The sequence below is a fragment of the Flavobacterium sp. C3NV genome (genome assembly GCF_046825355.2).
Classification (GTDB): Bacteria; Bacteroidota; Bacteroidia; order Flavobacteriales; family Flavobacteriaceae; genus Flavobacterium.
On record NZ_JBKQBJ020000011.1, the window covers coordinates 19,669 to 38,480 of the forward strand.

Annotated in this window: 15 protein-coding genes; 8 read left to right on the forward strand and 7 right to left on the reverse strand. The window is 34.2% G+C overall.

Annotated features, from left to right (window positions below; genetic code table 11):
- Nucleotide 1: 1 nt before the first annotated feature.
- Nucleotides 2-670, reverse strand: coding sequence for a hypothetical protein (locus tag ACIDC4_RS16005; RefSeq protein ID WP_412044136.1), 669 nt, complete (start codon nucleotides 668-670; stop codon nucleotides 2-4).
- Nucleotides 671-1,007: 337 nt separating this feature from the next.
- Between ACIDC4_RS16005 and ACIDC4_RS16010 the strand changes: the two genes are divergently transcribed.
- The 3 genes from ACIDC4_RS16010 to ACIDC4_RS16020 all read left to right on the forward strand — a co-directional run bounded on the left by ACIDC4_RS16010 (nucleotide 1,008) and on the right by ACIDC4_RS16020 (nucleotide 5,417).
- Nucleotides 1,008-1,889: a PPK2 family polyphosphate kinase gene (locus tag ACIDC4_RS16010; RefSeq protein WP_412044135.1), complete on the forward strand. Its 882-nt coding sequence runs from the start codon at nucleotides 1,008-1,010 to the stop codon at nucleotides 1,887-1,889.
- Between the two features lie 193 nt (nucleotides 1,890-2,082).
- Nucleotides 2,083-3,540, forward strand: coding sequence for a PhoX family protein (locus ACIDC4_RS16015; RefSeq protein WP_412044134.1), 1,458 nt, complete (start codon nucleotides 2,083-2,085; stop codon nucleotides 3,538-3,540).
- A 95-nt stretch (nucleotides 3,541-3,635) separates the two neighbouring features.
- Nucleotides 3,636-5,417 carry a cytochrome-c peroxidase gene (locus tag ACIDC4_RS16020; protein WP_412044133.1) on the forward strand — a complete coding sequence of 594 codons (1,782 nt, stop codon included), beginning with the start codon at nucleotides 3,636-3,638 and terminating at the stop codon, nucleotides 5,415-5,417.
- 317 nt (nucleotides 5,418-5,734) lie between these two features.
- Here ACIDC4_RS16020 and ACIDC4_RS16025 read toward each other — a convergent pair whose 3' ends face one another.
- On the reverse strand, nucleotides 5,735-6,250 hold the full coding sequence (locus tag ACIDC4_RS16025; protein WP_230040780.1) for a hypothetical protein: 516 nt from the start codon (nucleotides 6,248-6,250) through the stop codon (nucleotides 5,735-5,737).
- A gap of 534 nt (nucleotides 6,251-6,784) precedes the next feature.
- Between ACIDC4_RS16025 and ACIDC4_RS16030 the strand changes: the two genes are divergently transcribed.
- Together ACIDC4_RS16030 and ACIDC4_RS16035 are read left to right on the forward strand one after the other, a co-directional pair.
- Nucleotides 6,785-7,012 (forward strand): hypothetical protein, encoded by a 228-nt coding sequence (locus tag ACIDC4_RS16030; protein ID WP_230040778.1) that lies wholly within the window; start codon nucleotides 6,785-6,787, stop codon nucleotides 7,010-7,012.
- 133 nt (nucleotides 7,013-7,145) lie between these two features.
- Nucleotides 7,146-9,086: an LTA synthase family protein gene (locus ACIDC4_RS16035; RefSeq protein ID WP_412044132.1), complete on the forward strand. Its 1,941-nt coding sequence runs from the start codon at nucleotides 7,146-7,148 to the stop codon at nucleotides 9,084-9,086.
- A 64-nt stretch (nucleotides 9,087-9,150) separates the two neighbouring features.
- On the opposite strand, the gene meaB is transcribed toward ACIDC4_RS16035, so the two are convergent.
- The 3 genes from meaB to ACIDC4_RS16050 all read right to left on the reverse strand — a co-directional run bounded on the left by meaB (nucleotide 9,151) and on the right by ACIDC4_RS16050 (nucleotide 11,628).
- Entirely contained in the window at nucleotides 9,151-10,245 is a 1,095-nt protein-coding gene (meaB, locus tag ACIDC4_RS16040) for a methylmalonyl Co-A mutase-associated GTPase MeaB (RefSeq protein WP_412044131.1), read from the reverse strand.
- Between the two features lie 276 nt (nucleotides 10,246-10,521).
- On the reverse strand, nucleotides 10,522-11,163 hold the full coding sequence (locus ACIDC4_RS16045) for an NAD(P)-dependent oxidoreductase (RefSeq protein WP_412044130.1): 642 nt from the start codon (nucleotides 11,161-11,163) through the stop codon (nucleotides 10,522-10,524).
- 57 nt (nucleotides 11,164-11,220) lie between these two features.
- A complete protein-coding gene (locus ACIDC4_RS16050) occupies nucleotides 11,221-11,628 on the reverse strand; it encodes an Rrf2 family transcriptional regulator (RefSeq protein WP_078005723.1) in 408 nt (135 codons plus the stop codon).
- 180 nt (nucleotides 11,629-11,808) lie between these two features.
- Between ACIDC4_RS16050 and ACIDC4_RS16055 the strand changes: the two genes are divergently transcribed.
- From ACIDC4_RS16055 to ACIDC4_RS16065, 3 genes are all read left to right on the forward strand, one after another.
- Nucleotides 11,809-12,891: a serine hydrolase domain-containing protein gene (locus ACIDC4_RS16055; protein ID WP_412044129.1), complete on the forward strand. Its 1,083-nt coding sequence runs from the start codon at nucleotides 11,809-11,811 to the stop codon at nucleotides 12,889-12,891.
- Between the two features lie 44 nt (nucleotides 12,892-12,935).
- Nucleotides 12,936-13,847, forward strand: coding sequence for an AEC family transporter (locus tag ACIDC4_RS16060; RefSeq protein ID WP_412044128.1), 912 nt, complete (start codon nucleotides 12,936-12,938; stop codon nucleotides 13,845-13,847).
- A 111-nt stretch (nucleotides 13,848-13,958) separates the two neighbouring features.
- Nucleotides 13,959-14,597 carry a peroxiredoxin gene (locus ACIDC4_RS16065; protein WP_230040770.1) on the forward strand — a complete coding sequence of 213 codons (639 nt, stop codon included), beginning with the start codon at nucleotides 13,959-13,961 and terminating at the stop codon, nucleotides 14,595-14,597.
- A gap of 187 nt (nucleotides 14,598-14,784) precedes the next feature.
- On the opposite strand, the gene ACIDC4_RS16070 is transcribed toward ACIDC4_RS16065, so the two are convergent.
- Both ACIDC4_RS16070 and purB read right to left on the reverse strand, forming a co-directional pair.
- Complete coding sequence (locus ACIDC4_RS16070; RefSeq protein WP_412044127.1) at nucleotides 14,785-17,034, reverse strand: cation:proton antiporter domain-containing protein; 2,250 nt, start codon at nucleotides 17,032-17,034, stop codon at nucleotides 14,785-14,787.
- 234 nt (nucleotides 17,035-17,268) lie between these two features.
- Nucleotides 17,269-18,615: an adenylosuccinate lyase gene (gene purB, locus ACIDC4_RS16075; protein WP_412044126.1), complete on the reverse strand. Its 1,347-nt coding sequence runs from the start codon at nucleotides 18,613-18,615 to the stop codon at nucleotides 17,269-17,271.
- Between the last annotated feature and the right edge of the window lie 197 nt (nucleotides 18,616-18,812).

The following is an 18,812-nucleotide window of genomic DNA, read 5'->3' on the forward strand; positions in this document are numbered from 1 at the left end:
TCTACTTTATCTTTTTAAATGTATTGTTTTTTTCTGCTTCTGAAGTTATTCTTTCGAGAATGTCAATGATTAATTTACTTTTTAAGTTAATGTTATGTTCGTAGTTTATATTGTACAATGTTTTGTCTGAGAAAGTATCGTTTGTTTTTTTTAGGTTAAAATGGTCGAAGACTTTTATTGTTGTTTTATTCTTATTTATCATTTTAAAAACCTGATATCTTGAATGAGAGGTTCTCAAAGTTGATGTGTGTTTATTCTTATCAGGTGAAATTTTATATTCAAATGGTTTGATAGCTTCTTTTTCGATTAAATGTTTATTTGAGAAATAAATATCCCAAAAATTAACTTTAAAGATAATGCTTCCAGGGTATTTGAAACAGGTATTTATTTTAGTTAAGAATGTCTTTCCTTTTTCTTTCCAGAAAACATATGCTGGTTCATATTTTAGTTCATCTTCGCAAGTTTCTTCGTCATATATTTTAGATGAATCATATGTTCGTTCGCATCCCACACAATAATTTTCATAGACACAAATTGTATCGATTTTTTTTGACTGAAGATCTTTAATGAAATCAGAAGTTAATTTATCAATGTCAATTTCTTTATTGGTTTGTGCATTTCCTATAGTGGATAAATAAAAAACAAATAAAAATAGAATTGTTTTGGTCATTATTGATTTTGAAATATTGGAAAAGTTCTTTTGAATACTAAACCTAGCCCTGATAGCAATGAAAATACTTTGAGAAGAAATTGTATTTTTTACTGACAGAACAAAGCGACTTCCGACGTATCGGGATAAGCTCTTGTTGTGGCTTGTAAAAAAAAGAATTTATCGAAAAAGTATTGCAATGAGCAGTCCCGATAGCTATCGGGATTCGTAAAATTAGTATATTTATAATTATAAAAATGTAGAATATATGAAATCGCCACTTATAAATCTCTATAGAAAGAAAAAGATTTGAAAAGGCGATAACATATATGACCTCTAATAAATAAAATCAACATATATGAAATCGATAGACCCGAAGGATTTTAAAGTTACAGATAAAATAAAATTATCAAAGATTCCGACCTTATTAAAGGTAAAAGCGGATGATGACGAAAAAGAAGAAAAACTGGATAAAGTGCAGGCGAAACTGAGCGATTTGCAGGATGTCATGTATGCTCATAATAAATACGGGGTTTTAATTTGCCTTCAGGGAATGGATACTTCGGGTAAGGATAGTTTGATTAGGGAAGTTTTTAAAGAATTTAATCCGCGTGGAGTAGTGGTGCATAGTTTTAAAACGCCTAATTCGGCCGAACTGGAACATGATTATTTGTGGAGACATTATATCGCTTTGCCGGAAAAAGGAAAGTTTGCGATTTTTAACCGTACGCATTACGAGAATGTTTTGGTTACGCGTGTGCATCCTGAATTTATTTTGGCAGAGAATTTACCGGGAATTAATTCGGTTGATGATATTAAACCTAAATTCTGGAAAAGGAGAATTGAGCAAATCAATAACTTTGAAAGTCACATTGCCGAGAATGGAACGATTGTGATGAAGTTTTATCTTCATTTGAGTAAAGAAGAACAAAGACAACGTTTGTTACGTCGTTTGGAAGAAGGAAAACACAATTGGAAATTTTCGCCCGGAGATTTGAAAGAACGTGAACATTGGGATGAATATCAGGAATATTATGAAGAGGCGATAAATAAAACTTCGACAGAACACGCGCCCTGGTATATAGTTCCTGCTGATGATAAGGAAATGGCGCGTTATATTGTAGCCAAGATTATTTGGGAAGAAATGAAACAATACACTGATATAAAAGAACCGGAACTGGATGATAAAATAAAAGCCAATTTTGAGGAGTATAAAGAGCAATTAGCAAAAGAGTCTTAAAGTAAGGCTCTTTTTTTTGGCTGAATGTTACTAGAACTTTACCTGTGTTGTGAATTACTAATTTAATGTTAATTTTTTTGTGATTTTCCTGTGTTTTTGATCTCAGTCTTATTTTTTTGATAATATGAAAGTCATTTTAAGTTAAAGAGTAGGGATTTACTTTGTAAAAAAAATAAAACCAATTTTTAGCTAAATGAAAAGAATTATTCTACCCCTTGTTATTTTAGGTTCGTTGATTACATCTTGTAACAATAACGACTCTAAAGACGAAACTGAAACACCAACGAGTGTTGTATTGAAGGATCAATCTGTAACGCCAAGTTTATTGAAGGCACAGGCAGGTTTTGAGAGTCTGAAAATTTATTCTCTTTTTAGTTCAGATGATGTATTTCCGGACAGTCCGAAATTTGTTTTTGGAGGTTCTGCAGATGGTTCAGGTTTATTGAAAAACACTGACGGAACTTTTACTTTTTTAGTAAACAACGAAGACAACTTTGCTGTTTCGAGAATTACGCTTGACAAAACATTTAAACCTACAAAAGGAGAATATTTGCTAAACTCTAGCGGAGGAACATGGAGATTGTGTGGCGCAACTATGGCGACAAAAGAAGAACATGGTTTTGGACCTGTTTATTTAACTTGTGGAGAATCTGGTGAAGAATCCCGCACGCATGCATTAGATCCTTACGGAAGTGTAGGTTCTGCATCTGTATCTAAAGAATTGTCTGGATTTGGCCGTTTAAGTGCTGAGAATGCTTTGCCATTGCGTACATCTGCTTATAAAGGGAAAACAGTAGTTGTAATTGGCGATGACGATTCAGGAACTTACGGAGGTCAGGTTTTTATGTATGTATCGAATGCTGTGGGTGATTTAACCAATGGTTCTTTGTACATGTTAAAAAGAAATGACGACAACCAAAGAGAAAAAGATATTGAAGTAAGTAAAACATATCCGGTTTCTTTTGTAAAAATCGACAATCATACAACGCTTACCGGCGCTCAAATCAATGCATCAGTAAATACTTTAAAAGCAATTAAATTTGGTCGTGTAGAAGATTTAGATTACCGCAAAGGTGGCGACGCTGCTGATCGTGAATTGTATTTTAACGTAACCGGACAAGCTACAACTGGAACAAATGCCGATGGTTCAAGAACGAAATACGGTAGAGTTTACAAATTAAATCTTGATGCTGCTGACCCATTAAAAGGAACTCTTGAGGTTATTCTTGACGGAGATAACCGCTCTGGGATTGCTGGTAAATTCCAGAATCCGGATAATATTTGTGTCACTAAAAACTATGTTTACGTTCAGGAAGATGCTAACGGATACGGAGACGAAACTCACGATGCTTATATCTACCAATACAATATTGCTACAAAAGCGTTGAAAGTTGTGGTAGAATTAGATCACCGTCGTACTGCTACAGATGCTGCGAAATATAACGTAGGCGGAACTTCTAAATTTGGAGATTGGGAATATGGTGCTTTGATCGATGTATCTGATCAGGTTGGTATTGCTGATACTTTCATGTTGAGCGTTCAGCCACATACCTGGACAGGAGAAAAATATTTAAGTCCTGACGGAGGAACAAATCGCCCGAAAGAAAATCAGGCAAGTCAAATTGTGGTTATAAAAGGTTTGGCGAGATAAATTTTTAAATCATTACAAAACAGTCATCCACTATTTCTATTTGAAGTAGTGGTTTCTGTTTTTCTGAATATTCCTCTTTTAATTTTTATTAAATCATGAAAAAAATATATTGTTTGTTCTTCCTGGTGGTATTTGTGGCTTGTGAGAAAAAAAGCAAACATCAGGAAATAAATGAATTATTTCAGTCTGATATTACTTTGTTGGTCGAAAAAGTAGCCAAACTGAAATATTCTGTACAAGCGGATTCTACCGAAGAGCAAATTCAGAGACAGTTTCTGGAAGCGCATCAAATCTATAAAAAGGTCGAAATGATCAGCGAGTATTATTCGCCGGCGGTTTCTAAATCGATCAACGGTCCAGCGATTCCTGAATTTGAAGAAAATGATAAAGTAACGGTTCCACCGGAAGGTTTTCAGGTTATCGAGGAATTGGTTTTCCCGAAATACAATAAAGAGGGTAAAAAAGAACTGCTGCAAGAATTGGGAGTTTTATCGGCAAATTTAATTCGGTTAGAAAAAGTGTCCCGATCTAATGAACTAACCGATGCGCATGTTTTTGATGCGATGCGACTTGAAGTTTACCGAATTATTACTCTGGGAATTACAGGTTTTGATTCTCCGGTAGTACTGAATTCACTTCCTGAAGCTGCAGTAGCTTTAGCCACTATCGAGAAGTATTATCAGGTTTATCTGGAGAACGAATCAGTTTCGAATGGAAAACAGGTACTTGAAATTCTGGAAAAAGGAAAGAAATATCTAAAGGAAAATAATAATTTTAATGCTTTTGACAGGGCAGATTTTATCAAAGAAGTTTTGAATCCGTTAAGTAAAGGACTTTACAAAACACAAGCCGAATTGGGAATTCCGGTAATGAAAGAACAAAGAGGTTTGAAAGTTACGGCACAAACTTTATTCGATAAAGATGCTTTTGATGCAGAAGCTTTTTCAGGTTTTCCTGATTATCAAACAACGCCGGAAAAAATTGCTTTGGGTAAAAAGTTATTCAATGATCCTGTTTTATCCGGAAACAATACACGTTCGTGCGCTTCGTGTCATCATGCCGAAAAAGCTTTTACAGATGGTTTAGAAACGGCGGTTGCATTAGACGGAAAATCGATGATTCAGCGCAACACGCCAACTTTAACCAATATTGCTTTTCAGCGCGTATTTTTTGCCGATTCGAGAGTAAGTTATCTCGAAGATCAGGCCATTGCAGTTATAAAAAATGAAAACGAAATGCACGGCTCTTTAGAGCAATCGGCTTTGGCGATTCAAAAGAATGGTGATTATGTAAAGGATTTTAAAAAGGCTTTCCCAAAAGGAGAAATTAATGAGTTTGCGATCAAAAATGCTTTGGCATCTTATATTCGTTCGTTAAGTCATTACGATTCTAAGTTTGATGAATACATGCAAAATAAAACAACCTTTACCGAAGATGAAAAAGCAGGTTTTAATTTATTTGCAGGCAAAGCCAAATGTGCGACTTGCCATTTTATTCCGCTAACCAACGGAACTGTTCCGCCCAATTTCGACAGATCTGAAAGTGAAATTCTGGGAACTCCCAATAAAGCTAAAAAGCTCGACGGCGATTTAGGAAAGTTTGTCATTACGCAGGCAGCCATTCATAAAAATTCGTTTAAAACACCAACAATAAGAAACATCGAACTTACCGGGCCTTATATGCACAATGGTGTTTATAAAACACTCGAAGAAGTAATTGATTTTTATGATCAGGGCGGAGGATTAGGTTTAGGATTCGACGTTCCGAATCAAACATTGCCCGAAGACAAATTGAACTTATCTGATAAAGAAAAAAAGCAACTTATTGCTTTTATGAAAACGTTGACGGATAAGAAGTATTTGGAGAAAAGAGAATAGAACGAAGAAAAAAGAGAATTTAAGGTATACCTGCAATGTGCATTTTACCGCAAAGAGCGCAAAGGTTTCGCAAAGTTCGCAAAGTTTTTATCTGTTGAAACGAATGCAAAGTTCGCAAAGCTGAAGTGACAAAGCTTTGCGAACTTTTTGTTTTTTATAAACCTTACAAATAAAAATCTTTGCGCTCTTTGCGGTAAAATGCACCCACAGAGAACACACAACATATACTGCTTAAGCTATAAAAATACAAAACCCGAGAGACTATGCGATCTCTCGGGTTTATACCAAAAACAAAAAAATAAAATAAACCTTAACTTTTATAATTTAAAACCATAGGCTAAACGTAAAGCCACCTGATTGGTATTAAATTTATCGTAGTCCTCATAACGGACACTAATGTCAATGTATTTGTTGGCGTATCCAATTCCTGGCGCCCATAAAAAAGTAGTTTGGTTATAATCGTTTGTAACGGCAAAACCAGCACCAACTTCTCCCATAACATAAAATTGATCTTCCCATACAAAGGCTTTAAAACCAGCTTTTGCCGGGATAAATCCAAGATCTTTTACTTCAACTCCATTTTGATCTTTCATAAACAAGTTTGTAAAACCTGTAGTTAAAGTCAAAGATGCTTTCTTTGTCAAATCATATTGCAAACGAACATCTCCACCAAGTGACCATCTGTAATCATTATCAGTTGGTATTCCTCCATTTACACCAAAGCCTAATCTAAAACCCTGATCATAATTCTGGATTTCACTGTCCTGAGCGAAAGTTTTGTTGGCGTATAAAAAAGCGAAGGCACATAAGCATAACATTTGTAATTTTTTCATGGCTAATATTTTTGAATTATTAATAGTGTAAAAGTAAAATAGAGGCCTTTTTGACTTGTTATATAATTTTTCGAAATTGTTATATAATATTAGGTTTGACCAAAATTCACTTAATGTTTGCTTATGTTTTTAATAATATGAAAGAATCCAAAGCTTCTGATTATCTTTGCCGACTAAAAAACAAGTAGTAGTGAATTTAAAGCAATACACTAAAGAGTTTTCGTGTAATTTAAGATTAGCATATCCTATTATATTAAGGATGGGTATACATTAAATAGTAGTTGAAGATAATACGGTGAATTATAGGTGAAACGAGTCTGGATCGAACTTTTGGCAGGATCACTTCTGCAGCAATTTTCCGTTACATTCGCTTTCATTACCTCACAAAAAAATTAATCCAAAATTCACTTTCAAATAGTTAAATTTGGAAGATTAAAAACAATAAAAAAAAAGCCAAAGATTATTTTAAAAAATCATTTTAATCTGTGTAATCTGTGGCAAAAGAAAATAATAAAAACAAAAAATAAATAATATATGGAATTACCTAAATTTTTACTTGGAGATAATACTGATTTCGCAGATGATATTTTTATCATTCACCTTGATTATCCAAGATTCATCATCAACTTAAAAGATGATGAGGTTGAGTTTATGGAAGAAGCAGAAGATCTTGACGAAGCAGAATTAAATGCTGAAATGGAAGGTTTAATTGTTTTGGCGAATGAGTTTTACGACAGGGAAATACAACGTTACGAAGAGTAGAGAGCGCTATCGTTCTTAGTTATTTTAATAAAACTTTGCGACTCTGCGCTTTTGCCGAGATTAAATAAAGTGATTAAAAATACTTTTTAAATTTACATCTCTGTTTCCACCAAAAATTAATTTCAATCATCAAATGAAAAAATTAAGTTTTTTAAAACCCATTTTTAATTTTATAGCAATCGGATTGCTAATTACTACTTTAAGCCGAATCTTTTTATTTTTTATATTTAAAGAAAGAGTAGTACAAACACCGGATTTCTGGTACATCTTTCCAATCGGTCTTCGAATGGATTTGATATTATTGTGTTATTTATCATTTCTACCGGCTGTTTTAATTACTTTCCTGCCGAATAAATGGCTTAAATTCACGAATAATTTTCTGGTAATTTATAGCTTTTTATTCCTGTTCCTGATTCTTTTTGTAGAATTGGCTTCGCCTGATTTCGTAAAACAATATGATACAAGGCCGAATAAGATTTTCTTAGATTATCTAATTTATCCTAAAGAAGTTGTCGGGATGCTTCTTAAAAGTTATATGACTTCTATTATTGTGACTTTTATAATTTTAGGAGTTGTGATCTATTTTGCATTCAAAAAAGGAAAAAAATATTTCCATACTACAAGTACAGAATACAAATTCAAACTAATGCTTTTTCCATTAGTAGCATTTTTATTGTTTTTTGGCGCACGTTCAAGTCTTACTTCAAAACGTCCTATAAATGCCAGTAATGCTGTTTTCTCAACAGATCAATTGACAAATACTCTTGGATTAAATTCATTTTATACGGTAGCTTTTGCAGCTTATTCGATTAAAAATGAAGGAAACACCAAGATGTATGGTAAAATGGATGAAGCCGAAGCAATTGCACGTGTAAAAAAATACATGATTGCCGGACCAAATGATTTTACTGATGCCGAAATTCCGTTTTTGCATGTACAACAACCGGATACTGTTTTAAATAAACCTTACAATTTGGTAATCTTTTTACAAGAAAGTTTAGGTGCTGAATACGTTGGAATTTTAGGAGGAAAACCGTTAACACCTGAATTTGATAAATTATCGAAAGAAGGTTTATTGTTTACCAATTTATATTGCACGGGAACAAGAAGCGTTCGCGGAATCGAAGCAGTTGTAACCGGATTTTTACCTTCGCCATCAGAAAGTGTAGTGAAGTTAGGAAACTCGCAACAAGGATTTTTTACTTTGGCAGAAGCATTAAAACAAAAAGGCTATGACACCAGTTTTATTTATGGCGGAATGGCGAATTTTGATAATATGGCTTCGTTTTTCAACGGAAATGGTTTTGAAGATATCGTAGATCAGGAAGATTTTGATTCTGATGGAAACAAATATGCTTTCAAAGGAACCTGGGGCTATTCTGATGAAGATTTGGTTACCAAAGCCAACAATTACTTTAAAGCAAAAGGAGATAAACCATTCTTTTCTTTAATGTTCTCAACTTCAAATCATGAACCTTTTGAATATCCTGCGGGAAGAATTAAACCTTATGATGCAAAACCTGCAACGGTAAACAATGCCATGAAATACGCCGATTTCTCTATTGGGAAATTCTTCGAAATGGCGAAAAAAGAACCTTATTTCAAAAACACTATTTTTATCGTAATTGCAGATCATAACACCAGAACTTACGGAAAAAACCTGGTGCCAATTAATAAATTCCATATTCCGGCTTTGATTATAGGACCTGGGGTTCCAAAAGGAACTTCGTATAGTAAACTGGCAAGTCAGATCGATATTCCGCCAACGTTATTAAGTTATTTAGGACTTTCGTTTGAAACACCAATGGTAGGAAGAAATCTAAATAAATTAGATCCAAAAACGCAAGGAAGATCAATCATGCAGTTTAATGATATCAATGCATTCCGTGTAGAAAATCAGGTTGTCATCATGCAGCCCAATTTGAAACCTTTGCAATTCGAAATCAAAAATGATACAACTTTAGTTCCGATGAAATTAAATGAAGAATTAGCAAAAGATGCTTTGGCGCATGTAATTACAGCAGGAAATTTATATAAAGAGAATAAATATAAGTTAAGAAAAGGTTCTAAGTAGCTAAGTTACTAAGGTTCTAAGTTATTTACTTTAAAGAAGAAATCTTAGCAACTTAGAACCTTAGTCACTTAGTATCTTTAAAATATAATTTAAGTAAACTCTGAGCAGCTGCAAAAGGTGATATTTCATCATTTTGCACTGCTTTTTTGTTTTGTTCTAATTGTGAAATGATTTCAGGCTGATTATAAAAGTTCAGTTTGAGTTGTTCGTTAATGGTTTCCATCATCCAAAAATGATTTTGTTCTTTACGTTTTTCAGGAAAGAAGCCAGATTCATTTGTTTGTTCAAAATAACTCGAAATCGTATCCCAAATTTCTGAAATACCATCTTTTGTAATAGCGCTGCAAGTGGTAACTTTTGGCTGCCAGTTTGATTTTTTTGGAGGAAATAAATGCAAAGCCCGGTTGAATTCCAGTTTCGCCTGATTTGCTTTTTTTATGTTATCACCATCAGCTTTGTTGATGACGATGGCATCGGCCATTTCCATGATACCGCGTTTGATGCCCTGAAGTTCATCGCCGGCGCCGGAAATTTTTAAGAGTAAAAAGAAATCTACCATACTGTGTACGGCGGTTTCGCTTTGTCCAACGCCAACTGTTTCAATAATAATAGTATCAAAACCTGCCGCTTCGCATAAAATAATAGATTCGCGTGTTTTACGCGCCACACCGCCCAAAGTATCTCCCGAAGCACTTGGTCTTATAAAAGCATTTTCATCTTTTACCAATTCTTCCATACGAGTTTTATCTCCCAAAATACTTCCGTGCGAAAGCGAACTGCTGGGGTCAACTGCCAAAACAGCTACTTTTTTGCCTAATTGAGTCAAATAACTTCCAAAAGCTTCAATAAAAGTACTTTTTCCAACACCGGGAACTCCCGTGATTCCTATTCGGATCGATTTATTAGCATGAGGTAAACAACCATTAATGACTTCGTTTGCTTTTGCAGCATGTTCAGGATTGGTGCTTTCGACCAAAGTGATGGCCCTGCTAAGTGATGTAATGTTTTGGTTTAAAATTCCATCAATCAATTCAGAAGAAGAGGGTTGTTGTCTTCTGTTCTTTTTAATTTTATGGATAGCAGCAACATTCGTGATTTCAGGAGGTGAAATACCGGCTTTTTCTTGTAAGCTGCTGGATTGTTTTTTGGAACTTGACAAAATATTGTTTTTGGTACTGTAAAAGTACAGAAAACAAAAACAGTTTCAAAAAAGGATTTTCTTTGAAACTGTTTTGTGAATAGAACACGAATTTCACTAATTAACACTAATTTTTTATCGCATTTTTGTCATCCTGACGGAGGAAGGATCTCCCCAATCCCGAAGCTTCGGTACACAATCAAAATCTCTAATCTTTATCGAGCTACTCGGGATGATATACCATACTTATAGTGTGGTGTTTACTATATAATTCGTGAAAATTCGTGAAATTTGTGTTTAATAAGCCGCTGTAAAACGAACCTGATGATGTTTTGCATTTTCAGCTTCATCTGCAATAACAACTGCTAAATCTTCTACAGAAAGAATACTTCTTTGTTCGTCATTAAAAACAGGATTGTCCAGACCTAAACGGTATTTTCCGGTTCTTCCGGTTGTAATTCCCTGATGCATTTCGAAAGCAGGGCTGAAAAATGCCCAATCCAATTCTTTTTCTTCTTTAAGGATATTCAAATAATCTCTTGCTGCTGTTGCTCCGGCGTAATATTCTTTAGGGAAATCAGGAGTGTCCACTGCTTGTAAACCTGGGGCAACAAACAAACTTCCGCCACCACCAATCGTGATAAAACGTTTAACACCAGATTTTTTTACTGCTTCCTGAATTGCTTTAGATCCCGCAATAAAATCATCGTAAATATTAGGATTCGTCCATCCCGGATTATAAGCGTTGATAACTGCATCGTGTCCTTTTAAAATTTCTGCCAGTGCATCAACGTTAAAAATATCTGCACTTTTCCATGTTGCATTTGATGTGTCTTTTGGGGTTCTTGCAATAGCAGTAATGTCTTGATTTCTGCTTGCTAATTCGTTTAAAATGGCTGAGCCAACAAATCCTGTAGCTCCAATAATTGCGATTTTCATAATATATAAATTTTATTAGTAATAAAAAATGTTACAGTTTTGAGTAAAAAAATACTTTTAGAATTGATTCGAAAAATCTTCCAGAGAGATTCCTTCTAATTGTAAACTCACTTTTTGATTCATATCAGCATATAAAGCACTTAAATTTTGATTGATTTTTTTACCAACCGGACAATCGGGATTAGGCTGATTTTTTGCATAACCTAAACCAATGGTTTCGAAAGTCATTTCAAAAATTTCTTTTAATGTGATTTTCGAAGGATCAACAGACAGTTTTGTGCCGCCATTTTTTCCTTCTTTACTTTCTACAATATGATTGGCTTTTAGATTCGCAATTTCCTTTCGAACCAAAACAGGGTTCAAATTAATGCTTCCTGCAATATACTCAGATGACAAATAATCATTTGGGAATTTTGTGAGCAAAGTAAGAATGTGAATCGTTATGGCAAATTTACCTGAAATCATACTGTAATAAAATATGTTACAAATGTAGTTAGGTTTACGGTAATAAAAAAAGATTTTAACGAAAAATTAATTTTTCTATAAAACAGTGGCAGTGTCTTAAAATAAAATGATTTCTAAACACACTGCTTTTTTATAAATATTAGATTTGTATTTGATTAGTAACACTTTCAATTTATTGATATGAAAATTAAAATTATATTTATCTTTTTCTATATTTTGTCGAGTGCCATGTTTGCACAAAATCATGTGCAATATGCAGATTCAATTAGGGTATCGAATGCTATTCCGGAACTGAGCTATGCTGTAGTTTCTGGCGATAAAATTTTAGAAATAAATGCATTAGGGTTACATTCGGTTGATTTAAAAGACGCTGCGACTTTAAATGATCGATTTCATATTGGTTCAAATACCAAGGCGATGACAGCTTTTGTAATTGCCAAATATGTTGAAAAAGGTAAGCTAAAGTGGAGTACTAAATTCTTTGATCTTTTTCCGGATTTAAAGAAAACCTCAAAACCCAACTATTACAATATAACGCTTGAAGAACTAATATCTCATCAAGCCAGAATTCAGCCTTTTCAGGGAGAAAATGACCCTGCAGTTCCTGATTTTAAAGGAACGCATCAGGAAAAGAGAAATCAGTTTGGCAAATTTGTATTAACGTTGGATCCGGCCAAAATTGATTCGGAACATAAATATATCTATTCTAATGCAGGTTATACTTTAGCGACTATGATGCTCGAAAAAGTAACCGGAAAAAGTTGGGAGCAATTAATAGATCAGGTATTTAATAAAGATTTAAAACTAGATGTGAAGCTATCCTGGCCAGAAAATCAAATTGCGAAAGATACCTGGGGACATTCATTCGAAAACAATAAATTAATTCCAGTTCCTTCAAACACAGATTATCATTTAGATTACACAGAACCTGCAGGTGATATTAATATCAAACTTACCGATTATATTAAATTTATTCAACTTAATATTAAAGGGCTTCAGGGGCACGATAATTATTTAAAAGCAAGTACTTATCATTTTATTCATAAAGGAATTGAAGGATATTCTTTAGGATGGTTTAACAGTTATGAAGATAATAAAGATTTTTCGACACATTCCGGAACCGCTGGAACGTATTATACGATTGCAGCCATTGATAGAAGAAACTTTATAGGTTATATTATTTTTACCAATTCTTTTAATGAATCTACAGTAAACGGAGTGCGATTATTAATGAGAAAATTGAAAAAGGATTATGGTAGGTAAAACATTTTAGATCCTTAAATTCTTATTTTTGATACTTTTGCGCCATGAACAATTTTATCCTTATATTTTTCTTTCTAGCCCTGGGTTTGGTCTTGCAGCATATAAAGCAATTTCCAACCCATATTTATAAGGTTTTAAATAAAATTGTAATTTATATCTGTTTACCGGCAATTACCTTATATCATATTCCTAAAATAAAATGGAGCAACGAATTGTTATTTCCAATAGCCTCAGGATGGATTAGTTTTCTACTGGCTTTTGTATTTTTTCATTTTTTAGGGAAAAGAAAAGGCTGGTCTAATAAACTCATTGGCTGTTTGATTCTGACAGCGGGATTAAGTAATTCTTCTTTTTTGGGATATCCTATAATAGAAGCTTTATTTGGCAAAAAAGGTTTAGAAACTGCCATTCTTGTCGATCAGCCGGGAACTTTTGTGGTGGTTTCAACTTTAGGTGTTTTTGTGGCTGCTTTTTATTCAAAAGGAAGTCCGGATGCTTTTAGTATTTTCAAAAAAATCATCTTTTTTCCGCCCTTTATTACTTTTGTGGTGGCTTGTTTAATGAATGTATTTCAATATGATTTAGATTTAAATCTTCAGACTGCTTTATTAAAAATAGGAAGTTTAGTAACCCCTCTTGCTTTACTTTCGGTAGGATTGCAACTTACTTTTGATCGAAAAAGTCAGCATTGGCGATTTCTTAGACTTGGCCTTTTCTTTAGGCTTATTGTAACGCCTACTGTCATTTTCGTCTTGTATGTTTTTGTTTTTAACCAACATTCTGAAGCCATAAAAATAACCATTATGGAAATGGCGATGGCACCCATGATTACAGGTGCAATTTTAGCTTCGACCTATGGTTTAAAACCAAAATTAAGCAGTATGATGATTGGTTTCGGAATTCCAATTTCCTTTGTAACCCTTGCTATTTGGTACTTTGTGGTAAGTTTTATTTAGTTATAAATATTAACTAGATAGGAAAAATAGAATTTTAACTTTTTTTTAAAAAATTCGTGTTTTCCTTATTTCTTTTTTGACTAATTTTAGATGAACTAAAAAAATATAATTATGTCAACATTAAGATTAGGAGATATTGCTCCAGATTTTCATGCAGAAACAACCGAAGGCCCAATTAATTTTCATGAATGGTTAGGCGATTCATGGGGTGTTTTATTTTCGCATCCTGCAGATTTTACCCCTGTGTGTACAACTGAATTAGGGACAGTTGCCAATTATGTTCCTGAATTTAAAAAGAGAAATACAAAAGTTATAGCGCTGAGCGTTGATGGTTTAGAGTCTCACAAATTGTGGATTAAAGACATTAACGAAACCCAAAATACAACCGTTAATTTTCCGATTATTGCCGACGAAGATAAAAAGATAGCGACTTTATATGATATGCTGCATCCAAATGCAAGCGAGAAATTTACAGTACGCTCTGTTTTTGTTATTGGCCCGGATAAAAAGATAAAGTTAACCTTGACTTATCCAGCTTCAACAGGAAGAAATTTTGATGAATTATTGCGTGTTATCGATAGTTTGCAACTTACAGCAGATTATAGCGTAGCCACTCCGGCAAACTGGAAAGACGGACAAGATGTAGTAATTACGCCTGCTGTTCCGGATAGTGATATTCCGGCAAAATTCCCAAAAGGACATACGGCTATCAAACCTTATTTGCGCCTAACACCGCAACCGAATAAATAAGTCTCTAAGATGCTAAGTTACTAAGATACTAAGTTTTAATCTTTGTCAAATTTTAGGAACTTAGCATCTTATTTAATAGATATTAATAAATAAGGTTTTAAGTTGCTAAGAGACTAAGGGGCTAAGATTCTAAGATTGTTGAGAAAAAACTCAGTACCTTAGCATCTTAGCCCCTTAGAACCTTTAGCTATAACTCTACGTGAACGCTTTTCTTCATCAGTTCGTTCATTCGTTTTTTATCTCCAACGACCCAGATAATATCATTTTTTTCTAAAGTCAAATGCGATTCAGGGTTCAAAATTCGATTACCATTTCTTTCAATTCCCACAACAAGTCCGCCGGTTTTTTCTCTAAACTGACCAATTCTTTTTTGTATAAAATCGTCATTAGAAATTTCTAACTGGCGCAACACAATATCAGATTCCTGCGAGTTGTTAGCAGCTTCAACCTCATTCTGTAAATATTTGGTGAATTCTGAAATTTGTTCATCGGTACCAATAACACAAATCTCGTCGCCCGGAAACAAACGTTCATTTTTAGTGGGAATAGGAATCGTGATTTCGCCACGACGAATAAAAGCAATATTGATTCCCATATTTTCACGAATGCGGAGTTCTTCCAGGGTTTTACCCGCAAGATTAGATTCTTTACCAATATCAAAAATAGACATGTGACCATCCCAAGGCATTAAATTGGCATATCTTCGGTCTATTTTTTTGTTTTCGCGATCGTTTAAATTCTTTAAAAAATGAGTTTCGATTTTATGATATTGCTCGTTTAATTTCTTAGGAAACAGTTGATAAGCTCCAATGGCAATGATCAGGGCAACAAAAGCAACCAAAGGCGAGAAGAAAATATTCAATAAAAACCCAACAAAAAATAACCCAAGGCTCATTCGAATTAAAATTAGCATCAAAAGTGCACCGCGATATTTTCGTTCTTCCCATAATTCTTCCACTTCGGCAACTTTTACACGTCGCAACGAAAGCGCCCATAAAAACGGAGCAATTATCACCAATGTAATCAATGCGGCCAAAGTATTTCCGAAACGGGTATCAGCTACTAAAGGCGCTACAAATTTTGCCGACAATAGTATAATAGCCGTAATAATTATAGTGTGTAAAATGATTTGCGTGATCGAGGCACGAAGCACAATTTGCCAGGTACTAACAGATTTTATCGCTTGTGCATTGACACTATATCGGTTGATATTTTTAATCCACTTTTTAGGAAGTTTCTGTTCCAGATATCCTGAAAAAGGATCAGAATATTTAATTAAAAACGGAGTTGTAAAAGTGGTAATGGCAGACACGGCCACAATTATTGGGTATAAAAAATCACTCGTTACCTTAAGCGTCATACCAAGAGTGGCAATAATAAACGAGAATTCCCCAATTTGCGCCAAACTCATACCCGTTTGCACCGATTGTTTAAGCGGCTGACCTGATAACAAAGCCCCGATAGACGAACTAAATGCTTTACCAAAAATAGTCAGCAGCGTAATAAGCGCAACCGGCAGCATATACGTCACTAAGGTTTCCGGATTGATTAACATCCCGACAGATACAAAGAAAACCGCACCAAATAAATCTTTTACCGGCTGAATCAAATGTTCGATTTTTTCTGCCTGAGTAGTTTCTGCAATAATAGAACCCATGATAAAAGCCCCAAGAGCAGGCGAGAAGCCCACATTTGCAGCAAACATCACCATCATTAAACAAAGTGCCAATGAAATAATCAGCAGCATTTCGTCTGTCAACAAATGTTTTGCTTTTTTAAGAATGGTTGGAATAATAAAAATTCCGCCCAAAAACCATATGATCAAAAAGAATATTAATTTTAAAACCGATTGTAATAATTCGCCTCCCGAAACCTGATCGCTAACCGCAATTGTCGATAATAAAACCAACATCAAAATAGCAACAATATCCTCGACAATTAAAGCGCCAAATACAATCCCGGCAAACTTTTTTCCTTTAACACCCAATTCATCAAATGCCCGAATAATAATGGTTGTTGACGAAATCGAAAGTGTGGCACCAAGAAAAATACTATCCATCTTGCCCCAGCCCATCCATTGCCCAACGCAATAACCAATGAGCGTCATAAATAAAATCTGGGTAATGGCAGTTATTGAGGAAGTTCCCCCAACTTTCATCAGCTTCTTAAAACTAAATTCGAGTCCCAGACTAAACAATAAAAAGATTACCCCAATTTCAGCCCAAACCTCTACACTTTTCATGTCAGTTATAGAAGGGAAAAAATCAAAATGGTTTCCCGCTAAAAATCCGGCAATTAAATATCCTAAAACCAGAGGCTGTTTCATTTTTTTAAATATCAAAACGGCAATTCCGGCGGTCATCAGGATTAATCCCAAGTCGCTAATAAGGGGTTGTAAATGGTGTGTAGTTTCTGCAGCGGCGCTTAAGGCAATCATAAAGTGGTATTTTATATTAAGGAGCTAATCCAGCTTTCCATTGCAAGCTTTTACTCAAAATGCCTATTTTTTAAGCAGTTCCAGGAGCTTCCGTTGGTCGCTCTGTACCTGCAAAAAAATATTGCTTTTTTCGCAAAAGGCTTTTCATTGCAGTCTGGGCTATTTCCCGGTTTTAAATAAAAAAAGCTATCTCGATAAAGATAGCTTTTTTTGAGAAAATATTTTAAGTTTTCTTTAAATTCCTACGTAATTACTAGGAGTTATTGCCATTAATTCGGCTCTGACAGCATCAGAAACTTCCAGAGTTGCAATAAAATTATGAATCGCTTTTTTATCAATAGCTTCATTCGTTCTGGTCAAACCTTTCAACGCTTCATAAGGGTTTGGATAAGCCTCACGACGTAAAATAGTCTGAATAGCCTCAGCCACTACAGCCCAGTTTCTCTCTAAATCTTCAGCAAATTTACCTTCGTTCAAAAGCAATTTGTTTAAACCTTTTAGAGAAGCTTCAAAAGCAATAATAGTATGTCCAATTGGCACACCAATATTACGTAAAACAGTACTGTCAGTCAAATCACGTTGTAATCTTGATACCGGTAATTTAGCTGCCAAATGTTCAAAAATAGCATTTGCAATTCCTAAGTTTCCTTCTGAATTTTCAAAATCAATAGGGTTTACTTTATGTGGCATTGCCGAAGATCCAATTTCTCCCTCTTTGATTTTTTGTTTAAAATAATCCATCGAAACATACGTCCAGATATCACGATCTAAATCGATCACGATTGTATTGATTCTTTTTAGAGCATCAAAAAACGCAGCAAAATGATCGTAATGTTCTATTTGAGTAGTTGGAAAAGAATGGTGTAAACCAAGATCTGTTTCAACAAATTTATTACCAAATTTTTTCCAGTCGATTTGTGGATAAGCAACATGATGTGCATTGTAGTTTCCGGTTGCTCCACCAAATTTAGCAGCAAACGGAATATTAAATAACAAACGCATTTGCTCTTCAAGACGTTCTACAAATACCAAAATCTCTTTACCCAAACGAGTAGGAGAAGCCGGTTGTCCGTGCGTGCGTGCCAACATCGGAATATCCTTCCATTCTACGCTTAATTCTTTCAATTTAGAAATTAAAGAAATTAATGATGGCATATAAACTTGCTCAAACGCATCTTTTGTAGAAAGCGGAATAGCAGTATTATTAATATCCTGAGAAGTTAGACCAAAGTGAATGAACTCTTTGTATTGAGATAAGCCTAATTTTTCAAAAGCATCTTTGATAAAGTATTCTACCGCTTTTACATCGTGGTTGGTTACTTTTTCAGTTTCTTTTATCCAAAGAGCATCTTCTGTAGAGAAATTTTTATAAATGTCGCGTAAGCTGTCAAATAAATTTGGGTTTACACCTGCAAGTTGTGGCAAAGGAACTTCGCACAAGGCAATAAAGTATTCAATTTCAACTAATACGCGGTATTTTATTAGAGCTTCTTCAGAGAAAAATGGAGCTAATGAAAGGGTTTTACTTCTATATCGTCCGTCAATTGGTGATATAGCATTCAATTCGTTTAAAGTAGTCATTGTTATGTTGTTTTTCGAAAGGCACAAATATAAACAGAATTTAGGGATTATGGGTAAGGAATCTATGAATGTGATTATTAAAAATAGTGAACGTTATATAAATTACTTTTTTTGAAATGTGTAAAGAAAATTTAATTTCATTTTGAAAATGAGATATTTATCAAATATTGACTTTTGATTTTTATTTTTGAAGGTTT

Excerpts from the sequence above, each read along its gene's own strand:
- purB (WP_412044126.1), bottom strand. The coding sequence starts at position 18,615 with ATGACTACTTTAAACGAATTGAATGCTATATCACCAATTGACGGACGA.
- ACIDC4_RS16070 (WP_412044127.1), bottom strand. The coding sequence starts at position 17,034 with ATGATTGCCTTAAGCGCCGCTGCAGAAACTACACACCATTTACAACCC.
- ACIDC4_RS16005 (WP_412044136.1), bottom strand. The coding sequence starts at position 670 with ATGACCAAAACAATTCTATTTTTATTTGTTTTTTATTTATCCACTATA.
- ACIDC4_RS16025 (WP_230040780.1), bottom strand. The coding sequence starts at position 6,250 with ATGAAAAAATTACAAATGTTATGCTTATGTGCCTTCGCTTTTTTATAC.
- ACIDC4_RS16050 (WP_078005723.1), bottom strand. The coding sequence starts at position 11,628 with ATGATTTCAGGTAAATTTGCCATAACGATTCACATTCTTACTTTGCTC.
- ACIDC4_RS16065 (WP_230040770.1), top strand. The coding sequence starts at position 13,959 with ATGTCAACATTAAGATTAGGAGATATTGCTCCAGATTTTCATGCAGAA.
- ACIDC4_RS16060 (WP_412044128.1), top strand. The coding sequence starts at position 12,936 with ATGAACAATTTTATCCTTATATTTTTCTTTCTAGCCCTGGGTTTGGTC.
- ACIDC4_RS16035 (WP_412044132.1), top strand. The coding sequence starts at position 7,146 with ATGAAAAAATTAAGTTTTTTAAAACCCATTTTTAATTTTATAGCAATC.
- ACIDC4_RS16015 (WP_412044134.1), top strand. The coding sequence starts at position 2,083 with ATGAAAAGAATTATTCTACCCCTTGTTATTTTAGGTTCGTTGATTACA.
- ACIDC4_RS16045 (WP_412044130.1), bottom strand. The coding sequence starts at position 11,163 with ATGAAAATCGCAATTATTGGAGCTACAGGATTTGTTGGCTCAGCCATT.
- ACIDC4_RS16020 (WP_412044133.1), top strand. The coding sequence starts at position 3,636 with ATGAAAAAAATATATTGTTTGTTCTTCCTGGTGGTATTTGTGGCTTGT.
- ACIDC4_RS16010 (WP_412044135.1), top strand. The coding sequence starts at position 1,008 with ATGAAATCGATAGACCCGAAGGATTTTAAAGTTACAGATAAAATAAAA.
- ACIDC4_RS16055 (WP_412044129.1), top strand. The coding sequence starts at position 11,809 with ATGAAAATTAAAATTATATTTATCTTTTTCTATATTTTGTCGAGTGCC.
- ACIDC4_RS16030 (WP_230040778.1), top strand. The coding sequence starts at position 6,785 with ATGGAATTACCTAAATTTTTACTTGGAGATAATACTGATTTCGCAGAT.